This window comes from Sorangium sp. So ce406 (genome assembly GCF_051474675.1).
Taxonomy (GTDB): Bacteria; Myxococcota_A; Polyangia; order Polyangiales; family Polyangiaceae; genus Sorangium; species Sorangium cellulosum_G.
The window spans coordinates 9,862,006-9,883,947 of record NZ_CP150340.1 but is presented as its reverse complement, the minus strand read 5'-3'; the positions used below and the strand labels follow the sequence as shown (position 1 = coordinate 9,883,947).

At 68.1% G+C, this 21,942-nt stretch carries 16 protein-coding genes; 9 read left to right on the top strand and 7 right to left on the bottom strand.

Translation table 11 applies throughout. The annotated features are described in order from the left end of the window. Positions 1 to 128 precede the first annotated feature (128 nt). Positions 129 to 1,886, top strand: a complete 1,758-nt coding sequence (locus WME96_RS37115; protein ID WP_437286306.1) for a hypothetical protein — start codon at positions 129 to 131, stop codon at positions 1,884 to 1,886. A 43-nt stretch (positions 1,887 to 1,929) separates the two neighbouring features. Here WME96_RS37115 and WME96_RS37110 read toward each other — a convergent pair whose 3' ends face one another. Then, a complete protein-coding gene (locus WME96_RS37110) occupies positions 1,930 to 2,490 on the bottom strand; it encodes a hypothetical protein (protein ID WP_433929472.1) in 561 nt (186 codons plus the stop codon). Positions 2,491 to 2,785: 295 nt separating this feature from the next. On the opposite strand from WME96_RS37110, the gene WME96_RS37105 reads away from it, so the two are divergent. Then, positions 2,786 to 5,269 (top strand): hybrid sensor histidine kinase/response regulator, encoded by a 2,484-nt coding sequence (locus WME96_RS37105; protein WP_437286305.1) that lies wholly within the window; start codon positions 2,786 to 2,788, stop codon positions 5,267 to 5,269. 12 nt (positions 5,270 to 5,281) lie between these two features. Here the strand turns inward: WME96_RS37105 and WME96_RS37100 are convergent, their stop codons facing one another. Together WME96_RS37100 and argF are read right to left on the bottom strand one after the other, a co-directional pair. After that, positions 5,282 to 6,445, bottom strand: a complete 1,164-nt coding sequence (locus WME96_RS37100) for a BON domain-containing protein (RefSeq protein ID WP_437286304.1) — start codon at positions 6,443 to 6,445, stop codon at positions 5,282 to 5,284. An 800-nt stretch (positions 6,446 to 7,245) separates the two neighbouring features. Continuing rightward, positions 7,246 to 8,181 carry an ornithine carbamoyltransferase gene (gene argF, locus WME96_RS37095; RefSeq protein ID WP_437286303.1) on the bottom strand — a complete coding sequence of 312 codons (936 nt, stop codon included), beginning with the start codon at positions 8,179 to 8,181 and terminating at the stop codon, positions 7,246 to 7,248. 263 nt (positions 8,182 to 8,444) lie between these two features. Between argF and WME96_RS37090 the strand changes: the two genes are divergently transcribed. Beyond that, positions 8,445 to 8,903, top strand: a complete 459-nt coding sequence (locus tag WME96_RS37090; protein WP_437286302.1) for a response regulator — start codon at positions 8,445 to 8,447, stop codon at positions 8,901 to 8,903. Between the two features lie 167 nt (positions 8,904 to 9,070). On the opposite strand, the gene rtcA is transcribed toward WME96_RS37090, so the two are convergent. Both rtcA and WME96_RS37080 read right to left on the bottom strand, forming a co-directional pair. Then, a complete protein-coding gene (gene rtcA, locus WME96_RS37085; RefSeq protein ID WP_437286301.1) occupies positions 9,071 to 10,090 on the bottom strand; it encodes an RNA 3'-terminal phosphate cyclase in 1,020 nt (339 codons plus the stop codon). A 49-nt stretch (positions 10,091 to 10,139) separates the two neighbouring features. After that, positions 10,140 to 11,366, bottom strand: a complete 1,227-nt coding sequence (locus tag WME96_RS37080; RefSeq protein WP_437286300.1) for an RtcB family protein — start codon at positions 11,364 to 11,366, stop codon at positions 10,140 to 10,142. A gap of 199 nt (positions 11,367 to 11,565) precedes the next feature. Between WME96_RS37080 and rtcR the strand changes: the two genes are divergently transcribed. Continuing rightward, a complete protein-coding gene (rtcR, locus tag WME96_RS37075; protein WP_437286299.1) occupies positions 11,566 to 13,236 on the top strand; it encodes an RNA repair transcriptional activator RtcR in 1,671 nt (556 codons plus the stop codon). A 761-nt stretch (positions 13,237 to 13,997) separates the two neighbouring features. Continuing rightward, a complete protein-coding gene (locus WME96_RS37070) occupies positions 13,998 to 14,420 on the top strand; it encodes a hypothetical protein (RefSeq protein WP_437286298.1) in 423 nt (140 codons plus the stop codon). A gap of 462 nt (positions 14,421 to 14,882) precedes the next feature. On the opposite strand, the gene WME96_RS37065 is transcribed toward WME96_RS37070, so the two are convergent. Both WME96_RS37065 and WME96_RS37060 read right to left on the bottom strand, forming a co-directional pair. Next, complete coding sequence (locus tag WME96_RS37065) at positions 14,883 to 16,589, bottom strand: ATP-dependent nuclease (RefSeq protein WP_437286297.1); 1,707 nt, start codon at positions 16,587 to 16,589, stop codon at positions 14,883 to 14,885. A 519-nt stretch (positions 16,590 to 17,108) separates the two neighbouring features. Then, positions 17,109 to 18,059 carry a hypothetical protein gene (locus WME96_RS37060; protein ID WP_437286296.1) on the bottom strand — a complete coding sequence of 317 codons (951 nt, stop codon included), beginning with the start codon at positions 18,057 to 18,059 and terminating at the stop codon, positions 17,109 to 17,111. 775 nt (positions 18,060 to 18,834) lie between these two features. Here WME96_RS37060 and WME96_RS37055 point away from each other — a divergent pair. The 4 genes from WME96_RS37055 to WME96_RS37040 all read left to right on the top strand — a co-directional run bounded on the left by WME96_RS37055 (position 18,835) and on the right by WME96_RS37040 (position 21,933). After that, positions 18,835 to 19,122, top strand: a complete 288-nt coding sequence (locus WME96_RS37055; RefSeq protein ID WP_437286295.1) for a hypothetical protein — start codon at positions 18,835 to 18,837, stop codon at positions 19,120 to 19,122. Between the two features lie 55 nt (positions 19,123 to 19,177). Next, positions 19,178 to 19,858, top strand: a complete 681-nt coding sequence (locus WME96_RS37050) for a sigma-70 family RNA polymerase sigma factor (RefSeq protein WP_437286294.1) — start codon at positions 19,178 to 19,180, stop codon at positions 19,856 to 19,858. Between the two features lie 178 nt (positions 19,859 to 20,036). After that, complete coding sequence (locus WME96_RS37045) at positions 20,037 to 20,945, top strand: hypothetical protein (protein WP_437286293.1); 909 nt, start codon at positions 20,037 to 20,039, stop codon at positions 20,943 to 20,945. 292 nt (positions 20,946 to 21,237) lie between these two features. Beyond that, positions 21,238 to 21,933, top strand: a complete 696-nt coding sequence (locus WME96_RS37040; RefSeq protein WP_437286292.1) for a hypothetical protein — start codon at positions 21,238 to 21,240, stop codon at positions 21,931 to 21,933. Positions 21,934 to 21,942: the final 9 nt, after the last annotated feature.

Sequence of the window (21,942 nt, the reverse complement as noted above, 5' to 3'; positions counted from 1 at the left end):
TGGTGACAGCATGCGTCAAATCAGGCGCGCGCGACGACGCACAAGCAACCCTGCTGCACAATTACGGCGCTGCGGAGCGCTGGAATCTTATACACCGTGAGCTCGTCGGCAGGTGTAGAGTGGCGGGCATGCCGCAAACGCCTTTCTTCATCATGCCTCGCCGCCGCGCGACGCGAGCCGCGCTCTCTTTGTTCCTCTCCCTCGCGCCGCTCGCGGGGGCCGCGCCCGCCAGCGCTGCGGTCGAGCAGCTCGACGGCACGCGGCTGCCCACGCCGGTGGGAGACGCCGAGCTCGGCCTCGTGACGAGCCGCGGGTTCCCGGAGGACGCCGTCACGCTCGATGGGCTCTTCATGTACCGCGGGGAGGACATCGATCCGGTGGCGGACGCGAGCACGGAGCCAGGCGTCTTCTCGCCGCTCTGCGGGTTCACGGGAGAGCTCGTGCTGCGCGGGGGCGGGTGCAAGGTCGCGTTCGGCTGGTACAACGCGACCGCGAGCGGCATGCGCCCGCCGGACAACCAGATCTACGAGCTGATCCCCGCGGACACGTCGACGGCGTTCAACTGCGACGACAACGACTTCTGCCCGCTGGCCACGATGATGACGACGCAGGCGGGGCAGCACGACTGGACGCCGCGGCAGTTCTCGGCGTCGGACATCCGCAACGATCCGCGGTACCAGGGCGGCCTCGTCGGCTTCGCGCTGATCGGCAAGGCGGGCACCTACTGTACCCAGACGAAGTTCTCGCAGCGCGAGCTGAACACCGTCTGCACGAACTGCACGCCGAACGCGCCGTGGGTGACCACGCTCATCTACACGTCGACCGCCTCGCCCGACGCGTTCTATGTCGCCTTCGAGGACCTGCCCGTGACAGCGACGAGCTGGAAGGGGAACCAGGGCGGGTACACGAACGACGGCGATTTCAACGACTTCGTCTACTACATCACCGGCGTGACCTGTAAGGGCGGCGGCCAGGTCTGTGACACGGGCGAGACAGGCGCGTGCGCCGTGGGCAGGACGGGCTGCGCGACCGACGGCGTGACCGAGTGCCTGCCCGTCCTCGAGCCCGGCGAGCAGAGCGAGCGCTGCGACAACATCGACAACGACTGCAACGGCGAGGTCGACGACGGCGAGGGGCTCTGCGAGGAAGGCCTCGTGTGCAACCGCGGGGCGTGCGTGCCGTACTGCGGCCGCGGCGAGGTCGTCTGCGATCTCGGCTTCGTCTGCGAGGAGGGCCTCTGCGTCGAGCAGGCGTGCGTGGGCGTCGCGTGCGAGGGCGGCCAGGTCTGCGTGGGCGGGACGTGCGTGGGCGGCTGCGACGGCGTCGTCTGCCCCGCGAACCAGGAGTGTCAGCTCGGCCGGTGCGTGGATCTCTGCGCCACCATCGACTGCGGCGAGGACACCGTGTGCGAGCGCGGCATCTGCCAGTCGAACTGCGGTTGCCGCACCTGCCCTGACGGCAAGACGTGCGGGGCCGACGGCCGCTGCGTCGACACCGGCTGCGAGGGCAAGACCTGCGCTCCCGGGCAGGTCTGCGTCGGCGGGAGCTGCGCCGACGCGTGCGCGGGCGTCGTCTGCCCGGGCGGCGCGCCGTGCACGAACGGGTCCTGCGGCGAGCCGCCTGTCGGCGGCCCCACCGCGACGAGCAGCGGGACAGACGGAGGCGGCCTGTTCCTGGATGAGCCGCCGCCGGATCTCACGGCCACCGTCGGGGCCGGCGGCGCCGCGGGCAGCGGCGGGAACGGCGGCGGCATCGGCAAGCCCGACTCGTCCTGCGCCTGCCGCGCCGGCGCTACGTCGGAGGGCTCGCCGGCCAGGCTCGGCGCGCTCGGCCTCGGCCTGCTGCTGCTCGCCGGCCGCAGGCGCCGCGCCCGCGCTGCGCGGTAGTCCTCCCCATCACGCCTCACCACGCGGCGCGCGCCATCACGCCTCACCACGCGGCGCGCGCCGCCATGGCGGCCACGAGGCCCGCCACGACGGCCGCCAGGAACCACGCGAGCTGCGCGCCGGGCGGCTCGCGCGCCGCGGCCGCGCCGGGCAGCGGGAACACGACGGAATGCACCCGCCGCGCCTCCGCGTCGACCAGCAGCACCCCGTCGACGTCGAACGCGAGCCGGTACTCGAGCAGCTGCCGCCGCGTCGCGGGCGTGTCGATGCGCGGCGCGAGCCGGCCTGTCTTCACCTCGGCGACATACCGCCTCGGCCCGTGCGCCACGAGGTAGTCGGCGCGGAGGCCGACCGTCATCGGCTCACCGTCGATCTGGACTCCATACGAGACCGCGACCTGCCGGCCGAGGATCGTGTACCCGAGCTCGCGGAGGAGCGCCTCGGCCCGCGCCTCCCCGGCGGCGCCCTGCTCCCGGATGCGCTCGATCCGGCGTCGCTGCCGGGCGCTCCGCCACGCGAGCCGGACCGTCTGGACGAGCCCGAAGAAGAGCGCCGCGCCGGCCACGGCCAGGAGGAGCTCGGGCGGTGCGTCGCGGAAATCCACGCAGCGCGTGTTTGCGCAAATTTCCGGAGATCGGGCCAAGTTTTCTGCGAGAGGCCGCCCGCGGCGCGGCTGGCGGGCGTGTCCGCGGGCCCTTAGGACACGCTGCACAGCTCCGCATCAGGCATCCCGCGCGCCCGTTCTCCGGGTCGGCGGCGCCGCCGCGCTCCCCGTGCGCGCTCGGCGCTCCCGGTCGGGGAGCATCCTCCGTGGTTCGCTGGCAATCCCTCATTTATGTGCCGAGGCCCGTCGGTCTGTGTTTGATCCCGAGAGGAGACGTTTCCGGAAAATACGCGCGTTGACCGAGGTCGGGCGCGCCCTCGCGCGGGCGTGCTCCGCGTGCGCGATCCACGAGGCCGTCGTCGCCGCGGCGACGGAGCTGAGCGACGCGGACAGGGCCGTGCTGCTCGTGAACGACGAGCAGGAGCGGCCGGTCGTGCGGTCCGCGCAGGGCCTCGACCCGGCGCTGCTCGCCGAGCTCCGGGGCGTCGCTCAGCCGAGCTTCGACGAGGGGATCGCGCGCGCGCTGCGCGGGTCGGCTCATGTCGCCACCGCGCCCTTGATCGTCGAGTACCGCGTCTCCGGCGTGCTCGCGGTCGCGCGCTCGGCCGAGGCCACGGACGACGAGGCCTGCCTGCTGTCGGCGCTCGCCGACCAGGCGGCGGTCGCGCTCGCCGCCGTCGCCCGGAGGGCGCTCCCGGAGGCACCGGCGTCGGAGCGGGGCGCGACAGCGCAGCCGGGCGGGGAGGCCGCGCCCGGGAGCGTCGACGAGCAGGCGGCGCGCCTGCGCCTTGCGGCCGACGTGGAGCGCGAGCGGTACCGCCTCCTCGCGCGCGCCACGAAAGACTCGATCTGGGACTGGGACATCCGGACCGATCACGTCGAGCGCAACGAGAGCTTTCACGAGCTGTTTCGCTACGCTCCCGACCAGACGGATCCCTCTGGTTGGTGGTGGCTCGGGCGCATCGTCCCCGAGGATCGCGACCGCGTGGCGCGCGGCCTGGAGCAGTTCCTCCGTGGCGACGGCGATTGCTGGTCGGCGGAGTACCGCGTGGTTTGCGGGGACGGGTCGATCGCCCGCGTGCTCGATCGCGCCTACGCGCTCCGCGACGCCGCCGGCGAGGCGATCCGCATGGTCGGCTCGGCGGTCGACATGACCGAGCGGTTCCGGATCGAGAGCGCGCTCCGCGACCGGGAGGATCGGCTGCGGCTCGCCACGTGGGCGGCGGACGTGGGCACGTGGCGCATCGACCTGGCGACGTGGTCCGACACGAGGGACGCGAGCCTGAACCGCATCCTGGGCCTCGAGGAGCGCGAGACGACGCAGGCCGTCGACGACTGGATGAGCCGCGTCTACCCGGAGGACCTCGACGCCGTGCGCGCCATGACCGAGCGGTGCGTCCGTGAGCATTGCGTGTACGACATCGTGCATCGCATGGTCCGCGCCGACGGGGCGATCCGGTGGGTGCACGACCGCGGGCGCATCCTTTACGACGAGGCGCGCGCCACGATGTTCCTGACCGGCGCCGTCGTCGACATCACCGGGCTGAAGCTGCTCGAGGAGGAGCGCGCGGATCTGCTCCGCCGCGAGCAGCAGGCGCTCGCCCAGTCGGAGAAGGATCGCCTCCGGGCCGAGGACGCGAACCGCATGAAGGACGAGTTCCTCGCGACCGTCTCTCATGAGCTGCGGACGCCGCTCACCGCGATCCTGGGCTGGGCGCGGCTGATCAAGGAGAAGGAGCTCGCCCCGGAGCGCGTCAAGCAGGGGATCGCGTCCATCGAGCGGAACGCCCACGCGCAGTCGCAGATCGTCGACGACATCCTCACGGTCTCGCGCATCATCACGGGCAAGCTGCGGTTGAACCCGGTCACCGTGGACCTCGCCGGCGTCATCGAGGCCGCCGTGGACACCCTCGCGCCGACCGCGCGGGCGAAGGACATCGAGATCTGCGTCGAGCTCGGCGAGGCGCTGGGCCACCTGAGCGGCGACCCGGATCGCCTCCAGCAGGTCATGTGGAACCTGCTCTCGAACGCGGTGAAGTTCACGCCGAAGCGCGGCCGGGTCACGGTCCGGGCGGCGCGGAGCGAGGCCCAGGTCGTGATCGCGGTCACGGACAACGGCAAGGGCATCGCCCGGGCGTTTCTGCCGTACGTCTTCGAGCGCTTCCGCCAGGGCGACTCGTCGCCGACGCGCGCGTACGGCGGGCTCGGGCTGGGCCTCGCGATCGTCCGCCACCTGGTCGAGCTGCACGGGGGCACGGTGGAGGCGGACAGCCCGGGGGAGGGGTGGGGCGCCACGTTCACGGTGACGCTCCCCGCGCAGGACGCGCCCATCAGCGCGCGCGGCGGGGCGCCGCCTGCGCCGCGGCCCGCCGCGCTCGAGGACGACGGCTCGACGCCGCTGAGCGGGATCCACGTGCTCCTCGTCGAGGACGAGCCGGACGCCCGGGAGATGATCGCGTTCGTGCTGGAGGCGACGGGCGCGCAGGTCACCGCGGCCGGCTCGACGGGCGAGGCCATGGGCCTGCTGGAGCGGCTGAGCCCCGATGTGCTGGTCAGCGACATCGGCATGCCGGGGGAGAGCGGTTACGCGCTGATCAAGCAGGTGCGCGCGACGGGGAGGGACGAGATCCGGGGGATCCCCGCGGTGGCGCTGACGGCCTATGCCCGGATCGAGGACCGGAGGCGGGCGCTCATGGCCGGCTTTCAGAAGCACGTACCGAAGCCGATCGACCCGCCCTGCCTGGTGAAGGTGATCGCGGATCTCGCGGGCCGGCCGTGAGCCGGCGAGGGCTCAGCGGTGGGCGACGTCGTTCGCCATCGGGCGAGACGCGCCTTGCTGCGCGCCCGTCGAGGCCGTCGCGCCGGTTGTCGTGGTCGAGCCGGTGGTCGAGGTCGTCTCGGTGAGTCGTTTGACGCGGATCTGGTTGTGGACGTCCTCGACCCCGCGGACGTTCTCGGTGATCTGCTCGATGAGGCGCCGGTGGTACCGCTCGTTGACGGTGCCTTCCAGCGTGACCTCGCCGTTCTGCACGCGGACGGTCACCTCGCGGACGTCGATGTCGTCGCGGTCCGAGAGCATCTCGCACACGTCCTCGCGGATGCGGTCGTCGGAGCGCTTGTAGCCCTTGGGCCCGCGGCCGAGCGCGCTGCGCACGCGCTCTCCGAGGTGGTTCAGGGCGCCGCTGACGTTCTGCATCGCGGAGCGCCCCGCGTCGCGGACGGTGCGGACGAAGTCATGGCCAGCATCGTGGCCCTGGTCGCGCCCGAAGTCACGGTCCTGCTCGCGTCCCCAACCGCGGCCCTCGTCGCGGCCGTACTGGCCGCCGAAGCTGCGGTCGTAGTCGCCGCTGAAGCCGCGGTTGTAGCCGCGGTAGTCGCCGCCGAAGTCGCGGTTGTAGCCGCGGTAGTCGCCACCGAAGTCGCGGTTGTAGCCGCGGTAGTCGCCGCCGAAGTCGCGGTTGTAGTCGCCGCCGAAGCCGCGGTAGTCGCCGCTGAAGCCGCGGTTGTAGCCGCGGTAGTCGCCGCCGAAGTCGCGGTCGTAGTCGCCGCCGAAGCTGCGGTTGTAGCCGCGGTAATCGCGGTTGTAGTCGCCGCCGAAGCTGCGGTTGTAGTCGCCGAAGTTGCGGTTGTAATCGCGATCGAACCCGCCGGCGAAGCGGCCCTGGTCGAACGTGTGCTCACCGCCGTAGCCGCGCTGCGCCGTGTACCCGTAGTCGCGGTCCTGGTCGTAGCCCGAGGTGCGCTGCTCCTCGCGCCCCCAGCTCCGCTCGGGGAGGTAGCTCCGGGACTGCCCGTAGCGCTCGTCCCAGCGTCCGCCGCTCTGCCCCTGGCGCTCGTCCCAGCTACCGGCTTGTCCCTGGCGCTCGTCCCAGCGTCCGCCGCTCTGCCCCTGGCGCTCGTCCCAGCCGCGCTCGTCGCGCCCGTACTCGGTGTTCCTGTCGAACCTATTTCGCATGGTGGTAACTCCTTCGTCTCGTTGTGAAACAACGTCCCGTGTGTCTCGACCACGCGTCCCGGAGCTTCGCGCCAGCGCTCGACATCCAGCTCGCGTCCAGCTCATTGCGCGGGGTCGTAACAGTGCGGCTCATCGTCCTCACTCGCAATCGGGGAGAACCCTTCGTTACTCCCCGGGACGATCCCGAACGAGAGCTCGGATCATCAGAACCACTCAACCAACTGAAATTGTTCGGGAAAAACCACAGGGAGGCGGGGAGGAAAATCCTCAAAATACTCCCCGCCTCCCCGCCTCCCTGTTCAATTTTCTCCGCTGAAAATGCCTGCAAGAGGAGGGAGTTCCTCCGTCCTCAATCCCCATGAGCTCGCTGCGATCTCACGCAGATCTCGGCCGATCGCACGGTCGTTGCAAACCAGACTCTGGTGGTACGTTCACCAGGAACGCACCACCGGATGCTCTCGAGGTGTGCTGTCGAACAACCAGCCGGCGCCGCCTCACTCCGGATCGCGGGCGCGGAACAGCTCCGGAGCAGCGGGCGGACTCGAGCGCGCGCCCCGGGAGCGCACATCGATGCACGCACGCGCCGCCCGCCGCGTCGGTCTGCTCAGGACCTCTCTCAGGCCGTTGTCATGCCGTCGTCACGCTGCTCTGCTGCACCGCGCGATCCGCAGCGCAAGAGCTCGTCTCGTCTCCTCGAGACGTCCGTCCCAAGGCAGTTCGTGGAGCAGACCGCCGCCGCCGACGGCAGACTCATGAGCCTCGGCGGCGTGGGAGCTACCTGACGAGAGGGCCCGCCCGCCTCAGGCCAGCTCGACGCCGAGCAGCCACAGCATCAGCGCCTTTTGCACGTGCAGCCGGTTCTCGGCCTGGTCCCAGACCCGCGAGCGCGGCCCCTCGAGCGTCTCGTCGTCGATCTCCTCGCCCCGGTGCGCCGGCAGGCAGTGCAGCACGATCGCGTGCGACGCGGCCTTCTCCATCACGCCCGCGTTCACCGTCCAGCCGGCGAACGCGGCGCGGCGCCGCTCCGCCTCGTCCTCCTGGCCCATGCTCGCCCACACGTCGGTGTTCACCACGTCCGCGCCCGCCGCGCCCTCGCGCGGGTCGCTCGTGAGCGTCACGTGGCCTGTCGCCCGCGCCCGCTCGACCTCGTCCGCGGGCGGCATGTACCCCTCGGGCCCCGCGAGCACGAGGTGGAAGTCGAAGAGCGGCGCCGCCTCGAGCCACGAGCGCGCCATGTTGCTCGAGCAGTCGCCGAGGAACGCGACCCGCCGCCCCGCGATCCCGCTCCTGTCCCCGGCCGCCGCGAGCGCCTCCTGGATCGTGAAGATGTCGCTGAGCACTTGCACCGGGTGGCCGTCGTCCGAGAGCGCGTTGATCACCGGCACGGTCGCCTGGGCCATCTCCAGCAGCCGCGCGCTCGACGACGTGCGGAACACGATCGCGTCGCAGTAGCGGGCGAGCACGCGCGCCGTGTCCCGGATCGGCTCGCCGCGCGCGAGCTGGCTGCCCTGGGTGCTGAGCACGACCGGCTGGGCGCCGAATTGCGCGATGCCGACCTCGAACGACACGCGCGTGCGCGTGCTCGCCTTCTCCAGGACGACCGCGATCGAGTGGCCGGCGAGCAGCGTGGCGCGCCGCCCCTTCGGCTCCTCCTTGAGGCGCGTGGCGAGCCTGAGCACGCGGTGCGCCTCGGCCAGCGTCATGTCGGTCATCTTGAGGTAATCGCGCTTCGCCATGGTCCCGCCTTCCGCGCCGCTCCGTCCGGATGCTCGCTGTCGCGCCGCGGTCGTGAGCAGCCGCGACGGTCGGGCGCGCCGTGCGCCCGCCGTGATGTGGCACGACCGGGACGCCGCCGTCAATCCGCCGTCGAGCCCCTCTCGGCACACCGCGCTTGCCCTCTGCAAGGGCCCTCCGAAGACGACCCGAGCAGCTTGACTTGTGCTGCTCATGGTCATCGAATCGTGGTTTGAACGACGCTCCAGCTCCCCCTGGGGTCATCATGGCGGAAACCCCTGCCAGCGCGCTGCGCATTTATCTCATCCACGATCACCCGATCGTTCGCGAAGGCTTCGCTCGAGCGCTCTCGGACGAGCCCGACATCGTCGTCGTGGGCCAGGCCGGGACGGCGGCCGACGCCTTGCGCGAGACGGCGAGCTGCACGCCCGACGTCGTGCTCGTCGACCTCGACATTCCGGACCGGGACGGCATCGAGCTCCTCGGAGCGCTGAGGGCGCAGTTGCCGCAGGCGACGCTCCTCGTGCTGAGCGGCTATGGCGACGAGTCCCGCGTCGCCCAGGCGCTCCGCGCGGGGGCGCGGGGGCATCTCGTCAAGACCTCGAAGCTCGAGGAGGTCATCGACGGCATCCGCCGGATCGCGACGGGCGGCGCGCCGCTGTCCACGAGCATCGCGGCGGCCGCCGTGCGCGCGATGCGCAAGCGCGGCGGCAAGCCCGGTTGACAAGGAAGCCTCTGTCCCGAGCGAGCTTCGGGGCTTCAGGTGCACGCCGCGATCTCTGCCGTCGTGGATCTCGCGGTCGCTGATCGCGATCCTGCCCGTCTGCATGGCGCCGGGACAGGGCACGTCGCGCCGCGGCGACTCACGCGTTCTGTCGAGCCGTCCCGCGCTCAGCGCTCGATCTCGATGTGCCACGCCGCTTCCGAGACCTGCTCGACCGAGGCGCGGATCCCGAGGAGGTCCCGGAGCAATTGCAGGTGGGTCGTCGTGTGCGACGACGGGCGCACGGTCCGGAAGGCGCCGCGCCCCGCGAGGGCGATCGGCAGGAGGAGCTGATCGGCCAGGTATTCGCCCACCGGGACGCCCGCCGCGATGTAGTCGCGCGCCTCCTCGGCGACCTTCGTGGCGACCGTCTCCGCGCGCACGCCCTTCTCGCCGAAGCCGGTGAATACCTCGGTCACGTGCTCGCTCTCGACGGCGATCGTGAGCACGTTCCCCGGCCCGTGCCCGCCCGTCAGCACGCGCGGCTTGAAGCACGCCGGCTCCCAGCCGAGCACCCCCGCCGCCGCCTCGAGCTCGCGCATCGCCACGGAGCTCGGGAGGTTCGACACGGTGGCCACGGCCTTTCGGCCGCGGATCTCTCCGCGCGAGAGCAGCGAGAGCGGCGCGAGCGACGGCGCGGGCGCGACCGAGACCCGGGCCAGCCCGCCGCCGGCCGGGTAGAAGCCGGGCGTCACGAGCGTGGCGGTGATGTCCGGCCCCATCCTGCGCACGAGCGGCAGATAGGCGAGCTCCAGGAAGTCGAACGGCGGCGCCATCGGGTTGTGGGTGCCGCCCTCGAGCGTGAGCGTCGACGGCGCGGGCGCGCGGAGCAGCGCGGGGAGGACTGTCTGCAGCACGAGCATCGTGCTCCCCGCGCTGCCGACCCGGAACGTGTGCTCGCCGGGCGCGATCGCGCTCGGCCGGAACACGATCTCCTGCGACCCGATCGCGGCGCCCGACACCTCGGCGCGGCCGATCTGGGCGGCGGCCTGCACCGAGGTGAGGTGCTGCCGCATCAGGCCGGGGCGCGCGCGGCCCTTGCGGATCGAGGTGATCCGGACGGGCGTCTGCGTGATCAGCGAGAGGCTGAGCGTCGTGCGGAGGATCTGGCCTCCTCCCTCTCCGACGGATCCATCGATGGTCAGCATGGCAGTCGACTCTCCCTCGATGAGCGATACCACGACCGCGGGCCGCGGCTCACCCCTTCACGCAGACGACCTGTCGCAGGGTGTGGACGATCTCCACGAGGTCCTTCTGCGCCCGCATCACGTCGTCGATCGGCTTGTAGGCGGCGGGCGTCTCGTCGATCACATCCTCGTCCTTGCGGCACTCGACGCCCGAGGTCGCGGCCTCGTGCTCCGCGACGGTGAAGCGGCGCCGCGCCTCGGTGCGCGACATGACGCGCCCCGCGCCGTGGCTCGAGCTGCAGAAGCTCTCCGCGTTGCCGAGCCCGCGGACGATGAACGAGCGCGCGCCCATGCTGCCCGGGATGATCCCGAGGTCGCCTGCCCGCGCGCGGACGGCGCCCTTGCGCGTCACGAGGACGTCCTTCCCGTAGTGGTGCTCGCGCGCCACGTAGTTGTGGTGGCAGTTCACCGCCTCCACGGCCGCGTCGAAGGGGGGCAGCTCACCGGACTCGCGGAGCGCCCGCACGACCTGCGCCATCATCAGCTCCCGGTTCACGGCCGCGAAGTCCTGCGCCCACGACACGGCCTGCATGTAGTCGTGGAAGTGCCTCGTCCCGTCGGGCAGGTACGCGAGGTTCGCGTCGGGCAGGTTGACGAAGAAGCGCCGCATCTCCTCCTTGGCGAGCTCGATGAAGTAGCTCCCGACGCGGTTCCCGACGCCGCGCGACCCGCTGTGCAGCATCACCCAGACGCGCTCTTCCTCGTCGAGGCAGAGCTCGATGAAGTGGTTCCCGGTCCCGAGCGTGCCGAGGTGCTCGATGGCCGAGCCGCGTCCGAGGCGCGGGTGCTTCTCGACGATCTGCTTGTACCGCGGCTCGAGCGCGGCCCACGCGTCGAGCTGGGCCTGGGGCGGCGTGCGCCACGCGCCGCGGTCGTTCTTCCCGCCGTTGTCGGTGCGGCCGTGCGGCACCGCGCCCTCGATGGCCGTGCGGAGCCCGCGCAGCGAGTCCGGGAGCTCGGACGCGCGGAGGCTCGTGCGCGCGGCCATCATCCCGCAGCCGATGTCGACGCCGACGGCCGCCGGGATGACAGCGCCGTGGGTCGCGACGACGCTCCCCACGGTCGCGCCGATGCCCTGGTGCGCGTCGGGCATCACGGCGATCCACTTGTGGACGAACGGCAGCGACGCGAGGTTCTTGAGCTGCTTCTCCGCGGCGGCCTCGAACGGCACGCCGACCGTCCACGCCTTGATGGGAACGCCCGAGTCCGTGGGAATGACGTTGTAGCTTCGCTCCATGGCCGGTTCTCCGAGGGGGGGCGAGCCGTCGGGCTCGCGCGCGGTGGTTGCGCTGGTTGCGTTGTGCTTCGGTGTGCCGGGGCGTATCGCACGGCGCGTGCCACCTGGAATCGCGGCGATCTCGGCCGGGTTTTGGCCGGGTCTCGGCGGGGTGGCCATGGGTCTTATCTTCCTGTATAAAGCACCTAGAGAACCATCTATGACCCGCAAACCCACGGTGATCCTCGGCATGCTCGGCCCCACGCTGGACACCGGCAAGACGACGGAGCGCTGGTCGCGCTGGCGTCCGAGCGTGGCGCTCTGCCAGCACGAGGACCTGCTCGTCGACCGGTTCGAGCTGCTCTACCAGCGCCGGTTCGAGCACCTGGCCGAGACGGTGATGAGGGACGTGCGGCACGTGTCGCCGGAGACGGAGATCCGCGGTCATGTCGTCGATGTGGACGATCCGTGGGATTTCGAGGCGGTGTACGGGGCGCTCCACGATTTCGCGAAGGCGTACCCGTTCGCGCCCGACCGGGAGGATTACCTCCTCCACATCACGACGGGCACGCACGTCGCGCAGATCTGCCTGTTCCTGCTCACGGAGTCGCGTTATTTCCCGGGGCGGCTCATCCAGACGTCACCGCCGAAGCGCGACAGGGCGGAGCTCGCGGCCGGGTCGTTCACGATCATCGATCTCGACCTCTCGAAGTACGACCGCATCGCCTCGCGCTTCCAGAAGGAGCAGCGCGAGGGGGTGTCGTTCCTGAAGAGCGGTATCGAGACGCGCAACGCGGCGTACAACAAGCTGATCGAGCGGATCGAGCACGTGGCGATCGCGTCGCGGGCGCCGATCCTGCTCATGGGTCCGACGGGCGCCGGGAAGTCGCAGCTCGCGCGGAAGATCTACGACCTCAAGAAGGGGCGCCGGCAGGTGAGCGGCGACTTCGTGGACCTGAACTGCGCGACGATCCGCGGCGATGGCGCGATGTCGGCGCTGTTCGGCCACGAGAGGGGCTCGTTCACGGGCGCGCTGAAGGACCGCCCTGGGCTGCTCCGCAAGGCGCACGAGGGCGTGCTGTTCCTCGACGAGATCGGCGAGCTCGGCGCGGACGAGCAGGCGATGCTGCTGCGGGCGATCGAGGAGAAGGCGTTTCTGCCGGTCGGTTCGGATCGGGAGGTACGTAGCGAGTTCCTGCTCCTCGCCGGCACGAACCGGGACCTGTCGCTGGAGGTCGCGGCGGGGCGCTTCCGGGAAGACCTGCTGGCGAGGATCAACCTGTGGACCTTCCGGCTGCCGGGGTTGCGCGAGCGGGTCGAGGACATCGAGCCGAACCTCGAGTACGAGCTCGACGCCTCGGCGCGGCTGCTCGGCGTGCGGATCACGATGAGCCGCGACGCGCGTGCGCGGTTCCTCCGGTTCGCGACGTCGCGGGAGGCGGTGTGGCCGGGCAATTTCAGAGACTTCAACGCGGCGGTGACGCGGATGGCGACGCTCGCGCCGGGGGGGCGCATCGGGGTGGAGATCGTGGAGGAGGAGATCGAGCGGCTGAGCGAGGCGTGGCGGCGGGGGCCGGCGGGGGGCGGAGCCGGGGGCGCGGCGGGCGCGGCGGGCGCGGTGGGGGCAGCGGGGGAGGGGAGCGACGGGGAGGATGTCGTCGTCGCCGCGCTCGGCGCGCGGAGGGCCGCGACGCTCGACCAGTTCGACAGGGCGCAGCTCGCCGAGGTGCTGCGGGTGCTGAAGAGCGCGCGGTCGCTGTCGGAGGCGGGAAGGGTGCTGTTCGCGGCGTCGCGGGCGAAGAAGAAGAGCGTCAATGACGCGGACAGGCTGCGGAAGTACCTGGCGCGGTTCGATATCGACTGGAGCGCACTGGTGGGGGAGGGCGGGTAGGCGGGGAGGAAGGGAAGGGGCGCCGAGCTGCCCGGCCGCGGAGAGGGGGTTCATCGCGCGGGGTGGGGGAGCGGGATGACACGATCGGGCGGAGTTCCGTAGGTTTCGAGCAAGTCAAGCCTGACGTGAACCTGCCGATCGTGGGCGCTAACCCCGCGATCTCTGGTCGGCCGGACGATTCGGTGACGCTTCCGGCGGTGCCCTCGGCGCCCACGTATGAGGCAGCGCCGGCGACCTCTCCCCGACCCGAAGCAGCCCTGACCACGCCCCCGGCGACCAGCCCGCGCCAGGTGCTCGTCGCGACCCTCACGCAGACCATCGCCGCTGCCCACGCGGCAGGCGACCTCGCGACCGCGCAGATCGCCGCTCGTACCCTCACAGAGCTCCTCGGCGCCCCGCGCGCGCCCGCGGTGTGCGCGGCTGCGGTGTGCGCGGCTCACGAGGCGCTGGGCCCGGCTCCGCGCCCGGCCTTCCCGCCGTCTGAGCTCCCGCGGTCGCGGCGGTGGACTTGGCCGCCGAGCGGGCGACTTGGCCGCCGAGCGGGCGCGGGAGGGGCGCCGCGTGCCGCTGCGGCGGGAGGCGGTCCGCCCGACCGCTGGACACCGACCAGTCGCTGGGTCGGGCGCTTGACGATCGGGCGCCCCCATGTCAAGCCCCGCCCCTCGTCGAAGGGGCCACCCATGCAGGTCTTTCGCCTAGTCAGCTCCAAATACGATCCAGTTGCCGTGGGGGAACGGCTCACGCGGTTGAGTAATCAAAGCATGCAGAAGCTGGGCCGTGGCATGTACTTCGCTCTCTCGGCCGCCGATGCGCTCGCGTTCGCGCAGAACCGTATTTACGAGTACGACTACATTCTCACATGTGAGTTGCCGTTCGCGGAGAGGGACTTCTACGATCTCCGCGACGACGCGAACGCGGTGAACAAATGGACCACAGCCGAGTTGCAAGCCGGCCGGCTCACGCAGGACGCCTTGAACAAGATGCGTGTGCACGATCGACATATCGCGTTCTGCACCGCCCACAGCACGAAGGGGCTGATCTGGCAGGCGACCGGGCAGTACAAGTGGGCCGAACTGGTGGTGCTGGAGCCGTTCGTTGGCGATGGCGCCTTAATCCTTAGCGCGCAGCAGTTGCCCCCAAGAGCCGCGAACCCCGCAGGCGGCACCGCGCCACCGAGCACCTAGCTCGCGCCAATTGCGTCGAGGTTCACGGGCTCGGCAGCCTTCTGAACGACGGGGGGCCGGTCTGCGACGCAGGCGAAGGCCGCCTCGCCGGGCATCATCCCAGGTCCCCGTACCCTCCTCGTGCCGTGGACCGACGCCGTTCCGCGCCCAGCATGGTCGACCCTGGCGAGAGCCGCAAGGGGCCCTGCCCATGGCGTTGGCTGGACGGTTACCGACCGCCGGCGACGCCGACGCGACCTGACCAACGCGAACCTCGGTCTGCGACGCGGAGGAGACCGCCTCGCCGGGCACCTTCCAGAGCCCACCCGTGCCGGCCCCGAGCCGTGGGCCGACACCGCCCCCGCGCCCAGCATCGTCGACCCCGGCGAGAGCCGCAAGAGGGCATGCCCATGGCGATGGCCGGGCGGTTACTCACAGACGGAGCGCCGTGACCTGGCGTCGGGGCACACCGAAGTTACACGGCTAAGCGTCCGTCAATCCGTTTACTTTCCGGATATATTCGGTGACCTTCATCAGTCTCGCAGCCATATCAAGCGTGCTCTCTAGTTCGTGCTTGGTTATCAGCGGCGTTATGGCCTCCGCGAACATTACCTTCTTCCTGTCAAAAATGGGACCTAGCTCGTGGTTGAGGCTGGACAGGTAATCACCGATCTTCTCATGTTGCTCCAGTGGGCAAGCATCTGGCCTATCAATGAATTTTCTTAGAGAATCTGTGGGAATGTAGTTTTCAACTTCCCTACCGGCGGTCACCCAGCAGTACCCTCCCACGCTGCAAATTTCTTGTTCCAGCCTCTGCTTGCTCGCGTTGATAGTGTCTCCAGCCTCCTTGCGATCGCTGTCCATCAACAGAACTGCATGTCTGTTTACGTGTAGAATTTTTATTCCAGAACATTCTTCATGATCTGGTGATGTGCCAGAAAGATGTGAAAGCAGTCTGCCGCCGTAGAATATGCACTGGTAGTGCAATCCTTCAGATAGTTCTCCATTTGTCCATAGCTCAATCCATCGATTGAAGTATATCCTGTCCGTTGGTCCCTCTACCCACACAACGCAATTCGATTGGAGCAGATCGCTGGCCCTGATGTCGAGATCGTCTAGTATTCCTTGTCTCTCGATGTAGGTTGCAACTCGGCGAGATGTCGCTGTGGTTCGGTTATGCGTGACATGAACTATCTGCGCCTCTGAATCATGTCCGAAATAATCGATTATAGCGCTGGAGTGTGTCGTAATGAAAAAGTAGCACTCATGTTTCAAGGCTATGGTTCGCAGGTAGCGCATGAGGCGCCGCTGCATGGCTGGGTGCAGATTGTTCTCGGGTTCCTCTAAAATGAGCGTGTATTGTGACAGTTTGTGGTTTTTGATTTCTGGTACCAGATGGATGAGCGCTAACGATAGTATTATTGTTTTCAGCCCGCTCCCGGAGTTTGATAGCGATATCCGGCCTTTCCCTTCCTCGTCGAGGAAAATTTCCCAACTTCCTTCGTCGGGTCGACGTGTTGTGATTCGCTCAAACGCTGAGTCCGGATGAAAGATCTTGTTTAAGTCATCGAGTAGCGTCTTCTCCACTAAATCGCCGTTTAGTAGAGAATTTGTGATGAAGTTTGTAATAAGTCCTGTCGCTCCCGCGCCGTTGCGTTCAATGTTTCGGCTTAGCTGCGGCTCTGGTTGTATATCGCGGTCTGCGAGTAGACGAAGAAGTTGCTTTCCGTGTAGCGGGTTCTTTGTTTGTTCGCACAGCCGACGCATATGTTCGTCGGAATCTCGGTGTTTGAAAGGCGGCTCTAGTCGTATTGGTGTATGCTTGTGTTCCATCTCTATCTTCCATTCGAACTTTTTGCCAATCCAAAACCTGCCATAGTCCCAGTGGCTTCCGTGGCTAGGGATTGAGCCTCCGCGAACGTTTTCTGGGAATACAGCGCTAATATCTGTTTCGGTGAGTGGCTTTGATATATACAGCGCTGGCGGGGAGCCCTGGCGGTGTGCATGTCTGCTGATTTTGTTGATGTTCTTCGTGTTGGTTGCCAGTTCGATAAGGTCGAGTAGTGACGATTTGCCCGCATTGTTCCGCCCGATGATGATGTTTATTGGTGATATCTGTTCAAATCCTTGGGGCTCGTTTCCAAAGCATTTGTAATTTGATATTTTAACAGATGAATTGCGGATGGTCATGTTGATTGCTTAGATGGTTCGTGTGCGGTACTGTGGGGTTGCTGTCGGTGGTGAAGCATACCAGGTACACGGAGTGTTCGTCTACACCCGGTGCCGGCGCCAGCCGATTAGTTCGACCGTGCAACCCGCTGCTCGCATCGGTACCCTCGACATCGAGCCGTTGTGGAGCACATTACTTTGGATCCAGCGATCATGAGGGGCGTGGATACGATGATGATCAGAGCGCCCGGCCTCGGCTCCGGCCAGCGCCGCCTCACCGGAAGCGCTGGGGTCGCCGGGTCCTCGGGCGGCGTCGACAAGGCTCCGCCGGCTGCTCCTCCTCCGCGTCGGGCTCGGGGGGCCTCGTCGTCCTGGTCCCTCGCTGTAGAATTTGTCTTGCCTTCGACTATATGGTGCGCCGGGCGCCCGCTGCACCCAGCCCGCGGAGTTCAATCACAGCCGTTGCTGTCGAGCCACGACACGCCGCGGTTCTTCTAGCTCGTGCCGCTGGAGCCTCGGATCTCCCAGGACCATGCTAGATCACGGTGCGCGCTTAACCACTGCATACTGGCGAATGCCCCACTCGTACTCAAGAATGTTGCCGAAGATGCGCAGGCTGGGAATGGGGCCAAGATGCATGTTTATTAGTGCTAACGTTGGGTTCGACGGAATTTTGTAATCGGGTCCAAGGACCTGCTCGAAGCCCCGAGATACCACCTCTCGGAGCGCGCGGGATTGCTTGGCGAGACCTAACACTTCGGGGAGTCTTGGAACGACCTCCTCCGCAGCCTGTTGCGGGGACCGCATACGAGATCCACGTTCCTGAGGTCCTTCAGTTCCGAGGCGCTGCAGGAGTTCAGTAAGGGTCATAATCCGGGGATCTTGTAGTGGCTCTGGATCACTGTGAAAACACACATCGCCTGGAGAGGTGTAGGAGTATTTGTGGTTGGCGTTTGTTACGGGCTTATGCGGTGGGATCGTGATCAGTCTGTGGAACAGCCGTACGCGGCTAATGTCGATCGTGGAGAGCGAATCTGTGATTGAAACGGGTCCGTACGACCAGGCCCATAGGGCATAGTCATTGGGGATGTTCTCGAGCGCCTGCCGACGAAAGAACAGTGGTGCTAAATACGCAGCAGCTTCAGATTGTGCCAGCCGGTGTAGAGCGTTATGTTGGAGTTCTTTTGCGTGCTTCGATGTGCGATGGAGTTTGAAGAAGTATACCCCCTGATCCGTTGGCAGTTTGAGCTTTGTGCGTTCCGTGAGGATTGTGCTGGCGCTACTAGGTGTGTAAAAGTAGGAGCGCTTGAGCTGAACAAAGAATGGGCAGATGGACGTGATGCATGCATCGTATCCAGCGCCATTCTCCTCGGCTTGTGAGATCTGGCAGACTTGGACATCGGGGCGAGATATACGGCACCGTTCTAGAAGGCGAGTGAGGTACGTAGCAAGGTCGGCTTCCAAGAATTCGGGGTCACGGTGTTGGCTCATATGCGATGCCCTCTTGTGTTTCATGGTGCCTGTTGAGATGGGGCGGCGTGGCTAATTCCGTTTTAAATCTTGCATAGCCATCCCAGTTTGTGAGGCCAGCGGAGATGCCGTGCCGTGTCAAGAGGACGTGCCTCCGGCAGGGTGCCGCAGCCAGGAGATGGCCAGGCCCCGCAGCGCAGGGCCCCCACCGCCGCCTACATCTCCACGCGGCCGTGTCTGCTCGCTGGGTCTCGCTGGCGAGCCCCGGGCGTCGCGGACTCAGACCCGGGATCCGCCCCGCCGGCCGGGTGCCCGCCGTGGAGTTCCGTGGAACCCCGTACCCTGGCGTCACCGGCCGCGCTCGCTCCCGGTGGTTCCACCTACATCCGGCCGCGCATCGATCCGTCCCTACTGAAATTTATCAGGTCACACGCCAAAAAAATGACACGGCTCTCGCCGTGTCTTCGTGATGGAGGCACCGGGAATCGAACCCGGTGTTGAGTTGAGGACCCGTACTGACGAGAGCTGAGTTCGACCCTTGATCGCACGGTCGGCGTGTAGCCCGCTAGCCCGCCGCTCGGCTCCGGGACGGCGGACGATGGTAGCCGAGCCAGGACGAGGGGCGCCCGCGAGCAGCAGTAGAAAATGATGAACCGTCCTCGAAAGAGCGTTGGCGAGCAGCCCAGGGGCGGCGTCCTCCCTCTCCTCCGAGAACCTAGGCAGCTAGGTTGTGCGAGCACATCAGAGTGTCGGGTTGTCCTCGTCGCTTGCTGGGCTCACGACCAGCGAGGAATTCGTGTGCAACATGCACGGACAGGCTGGCTCGCCCAGTGACGAAGTCGCTGCACTGCTGCTTCGGCTTGCAGCGGAAGAGCTGCATACAAACTTGCCGGCGGCCACCGTGGACAACTTGACTGCGTTTTGGGAGTCTTCGGCGACCGGCCTCGTTCTCACCTCCGGCATCGTTGCCGAGTTGAGCAAGATTCCTGAGGATATCTCAAATGCATCGGTGAGCTGGGCGAGACCACCAGCGCTCGGCTTCACGCTGCAGGCCTTCAGCGAAACACAGACTATCGTCTGTTAATTCGGCCAGAGCGAGCCGCTAGACGTCGTTCGAACTTCGCGGAACGAGGTCCGACATGGCGAAGCTGCGTCCGTGGCCCGAAAAAGGCCAACAGATCGATCCGTCCATCGACAGCCAAACCCCTCACCCCGATCGCCTTCTTCACCGCTGCTCACAGCGGTACAGCACCGATCGCCCCCGCAGCACGCGGGCCGACCAGCCGCATCTCCCGCCGCCGCATCCCGCAGCCCACCCGACCATCCAGGCGATCCTGGCCGAGCGATCGCTCATCCTCGCCGTGCTCATCTCCAGCGGCGTCCCGGCGCGGGACCGCCCCGACGTGGAGCAGCAGGTGCTCCTCGGCGCATGGCGCTCCGTCGAGCGCGGCATGTACCGGCCCGACCCCTCGGACGAGCCTCGGCGGGCGCTCCGCGCGTGGATCCACGGCGTCGCCTGGAGGAAGGTGTCGCACTACGTCAACAGCGCCTACGTGCGTCACGTGGTCCTCCACGCGCAGCCGCTCGGCGTGCTGCGCGAGCCCGCCGGACCGAGCCTCGAAGCGCAGATCGAGGCGCGCGCCGATCTGGAGGCGCTCGCCCAGCTCACGCCGTGGCAGCGCGAGATGTTGCTCACCGTCGACCGCCCGGAGTCGCTCGTCGCGTTCGCGAAGGCGCGCGGCATGAACCCGTACACCGCAGCGAGCCGGCTCCGCATCGCCCGTGAAGCGCTCGCGCTGAAGCTCCGGAGGCGCCGATGAACCTCGGAAGGCGCGCTGACGTCGGGGAACACGGAAGGCACCAGGCGTGACGACTCCACGAGGCGGCCCGGAATTTCAGGGTGGGAGGCGGCTGCGCGGCCCGTGCGAGAGCCACTGCACGAGCCAGGCACGTCGCCAGGAAATCCAGCATGACTGTACCTGCCAGAGAGACTACCCGATGCCCTCAGTGACCCATGAAGCCCTGGTGGAGCTGTTCAAGAACCGGCCGACGCTGGCCGCCGAGATGCTGCACGACGCGCTCGGCCACCCGGTCCCGGCCTTCACGGAGGCGCGCGTCGATGCCTCCGACCTGACCGAGATCGTGCCCTCGAACCGCCGCGCCGATGTGATCGTTGTGCTGCTCGTGGGCGAGCAGCAGCGGCCCGCGATGGCCATCGTGGTCGAGGTCCAGCTCGGCGTGGACCCGGACAAGCCGTACGTCTGGCCGGTGTACGTCACCCAGACAAGGGCCCGGCACCGCTGTCCGACGTGGCTGCTGGCCGTGACGGTGGACGCGGAGATCGCCCGGTGGTGCGCGCGGTCGATCGACATGGGCCACCCCGGCTTGACGCTGACGCCGCTGGTGCTCGGTCCCGAGGGCGTCCCGGTCGTCACCGACGCCGAGCAGGCGAAGGCGGCGCCCGAGGTGGTCGTGCTCTCGGCCATGGCGCACGGGCAGAGCGAGGCGGCGGAAGGGATCGGCGTGGCGTTCCTGGCGGCGGTCGCCGGGCTCGATGAGGAGCGCCGCACCCTGTACTGGGACCTGGTGCTATCCTCGCTGAACGAAGCGGCGAGGCGGACGTTGGAGGCGATGATGAAGAGCGGGTACGAGTATCAGAGTGAATTCGCGCGCAGCTACGTGGCCAAGGGCATGGAGAAGGGCATCGAGAAGGGCCGGCAGCTGGGGCTCCTCGAAGCCAAGGCGCACGACGTGCTCGCCTTCCTCGAGGCGCGCGGGATGGACATCCCCGCCGAGGTGCGCGAGCGCGTGCTCGCCAGCACCGACATCGCCGAGCTGGACGGCTGGGTCCGCCGGGCCGCGGTCATCAGCGACGCCAGGGAGTTGCTCGTTCTAACCGGCTCCTGAGCAAACGCTTCAGGTTTTCAGTCGTCCAGCGCCGCCCTGGAGGGCGGTGGTTGGCCAGCACGCTCCGCATGCCTGCCGGTACGAACCGTAATTCCCGGTAAAGCGCAACCGGCCGAAGCGCTCGCGGTGCAACGGGTGTTGTCAAGGCGGCCGAGCCCTCTCTCTGACTACCGCTCTCTATCCGGTCTGTCGTGGTCCGTCACGCAGGTCACGCGCCCGCCGGCCTGGTGAGGCCATCAAGGCCATCGCCAGGAACGTCGGTCCCGTCACCCTTCATCTGCTGGCCGCCGAGATGCTGCACGACGCGCTCGGCCACCCGGTCCCGGCGTTCACGGAGGCGCGCGTCGAAGCCTCCGACCTCACCGAGATCGTGCCCTCGACCTGTTGCGCCGATGGGATCGTCGTGCTGCTCGTGGGCGAGCAGCAGCGGCCCGCGATGGCCATCGTGGTCGAGGTCCAGCTCGGCGTGGACCTGGACAAGCCGTATGCCTGGCCGGTGTACGTGACCCAGACGAGGGCCCGGCACCGCTGCCCGACCCGGCTGCTGGTCGTGACGACCGAGCCGGCGATGGTGAGGTGGTGCTCGCGCCCGCTCGACACGGGCCACTCTGGCTGGACGCTGACGCCGCTGGGGCTCGGTCCCGAAGGCGTCCCGGTCGTCACCGACGCCGAGCAGGCGAGGGCAGCGCCCGAGGGGGTCGTGCTCTCGGCCATGGCGCATGGGCAGAGCGACGCGGCGGAGGCGATCGGCGTGGCGTTCCTGGCAGCGGCTGCCGGGCTCGATGAGGAGCGCCGCGCCCTGTACGGGGACCTGGTCCTCTCCTCGATGAACGAAGCGGCGAGACGGACATTGGAGGCGATGATGAAGAGCGGATACGAGTTCCAGAGTGATTTCGCGCGCACCTACGTGGCCCATGGCCGGCGGGAAGGCCGGGAGGAAGGGCTGCGGGCGGGCTATCCCGGAACGCGGGGCTCACGCAGCGGATAGGACGTCACG

Excerpts from the sequence above, each read along its gene's own strand:
- WME96_RS37100 (WP_437286304.1), bottom strand. The coding sequence starts at position 6,445 with ATGCGAAATAGGTTCGACAGGAACACCGAGTACGGGCGCGACGAGCGC.
- WME96_RS37065 (WP_437286297.1), bottom strand. The coding sequence starts at position 16,589 with ATGACCATCCGCAATTCATCTGTTAAAATATCAAATTACAAATGCTTT.
- argF (WP_437286303.1), bottom strand. The coding sequence starts at position 8,181 with ATGGCGAAGCGCGATTACCTCAAGATGACCGACATGACGCTGGCCGAG.
- WME96_RS37050 (WP_437286294.1), top strand. The coding sequence starts at position 19,178 with ATGGCGAAGCTGCGTCCGTGGCCCGAAAAAGGCCAACAGATCGATCCG.
- rtcA (WP_437286301.1), bottom strand. The coding sequence starts at position 10,090 with ATGCTGACCATCGATGGATCCGTCGGAGAGGGAGGAGGCCAGATCCTC.
- WME96_RS37040 (WP_437286292.1), top strand. The coding sequence starts at position 21,238 with ATGCTGCACGACGCGCTCGGCCACCCGGTCCCGGCGTTCACGGAGGCG.
- rtcR (WP_437286299.1), top strand. The coding sequence starts at position 11,566 with ATGACCCGCAAACCCACGGTGATCCTCGGCATGCTCGGCCCCACGCTG.
- WME96_RS37045 (WP_437286293.1), top strand. The coding sequence starts at position 20,037 with ATGCCCTCAGTGACCCATGAAGCCCTGGTGGAGCTGTTCAAGAACCGG.
- WME96_RS37115 (WP_437286306.1), top strand. The coding sequence starts at position 129 with ATGCCGCAAACGCCTTTCTTCATCATGCCTCGCCGCCGCGCGACGCGA.
- WME96_RS37060 (WP_437286296.1), bottom strand. The coding sequence starts at position 18,059 with ATGAGCCAACACCGTGACCCCGAATTCTTGGAAGCCGACCTTGCTACG.
- WME96_RS37070 (WP_437286298.1), top strand. The coding sequence starts at position 13,998 with ATGCAGAAGCTGGGCCGTGGCATGTACTTCGCTCTCTCGGCCGCCGAT.
- WME96_RS37090 (WP_437286302.1), top strand. The coding sequence starts at position 8,445 with ATGGCGGAAACCCCTGCCAGCGCGCTGCGCATTTATCTCATCCACGAT.
- WME96_RS37080 (WP_437286300.1), bottom strand. The coding sequence starts at position 11,366 with ATGGAGCGAAGCTACAACGTCATTCCCACGGACTCGGGCGTTCCCATC.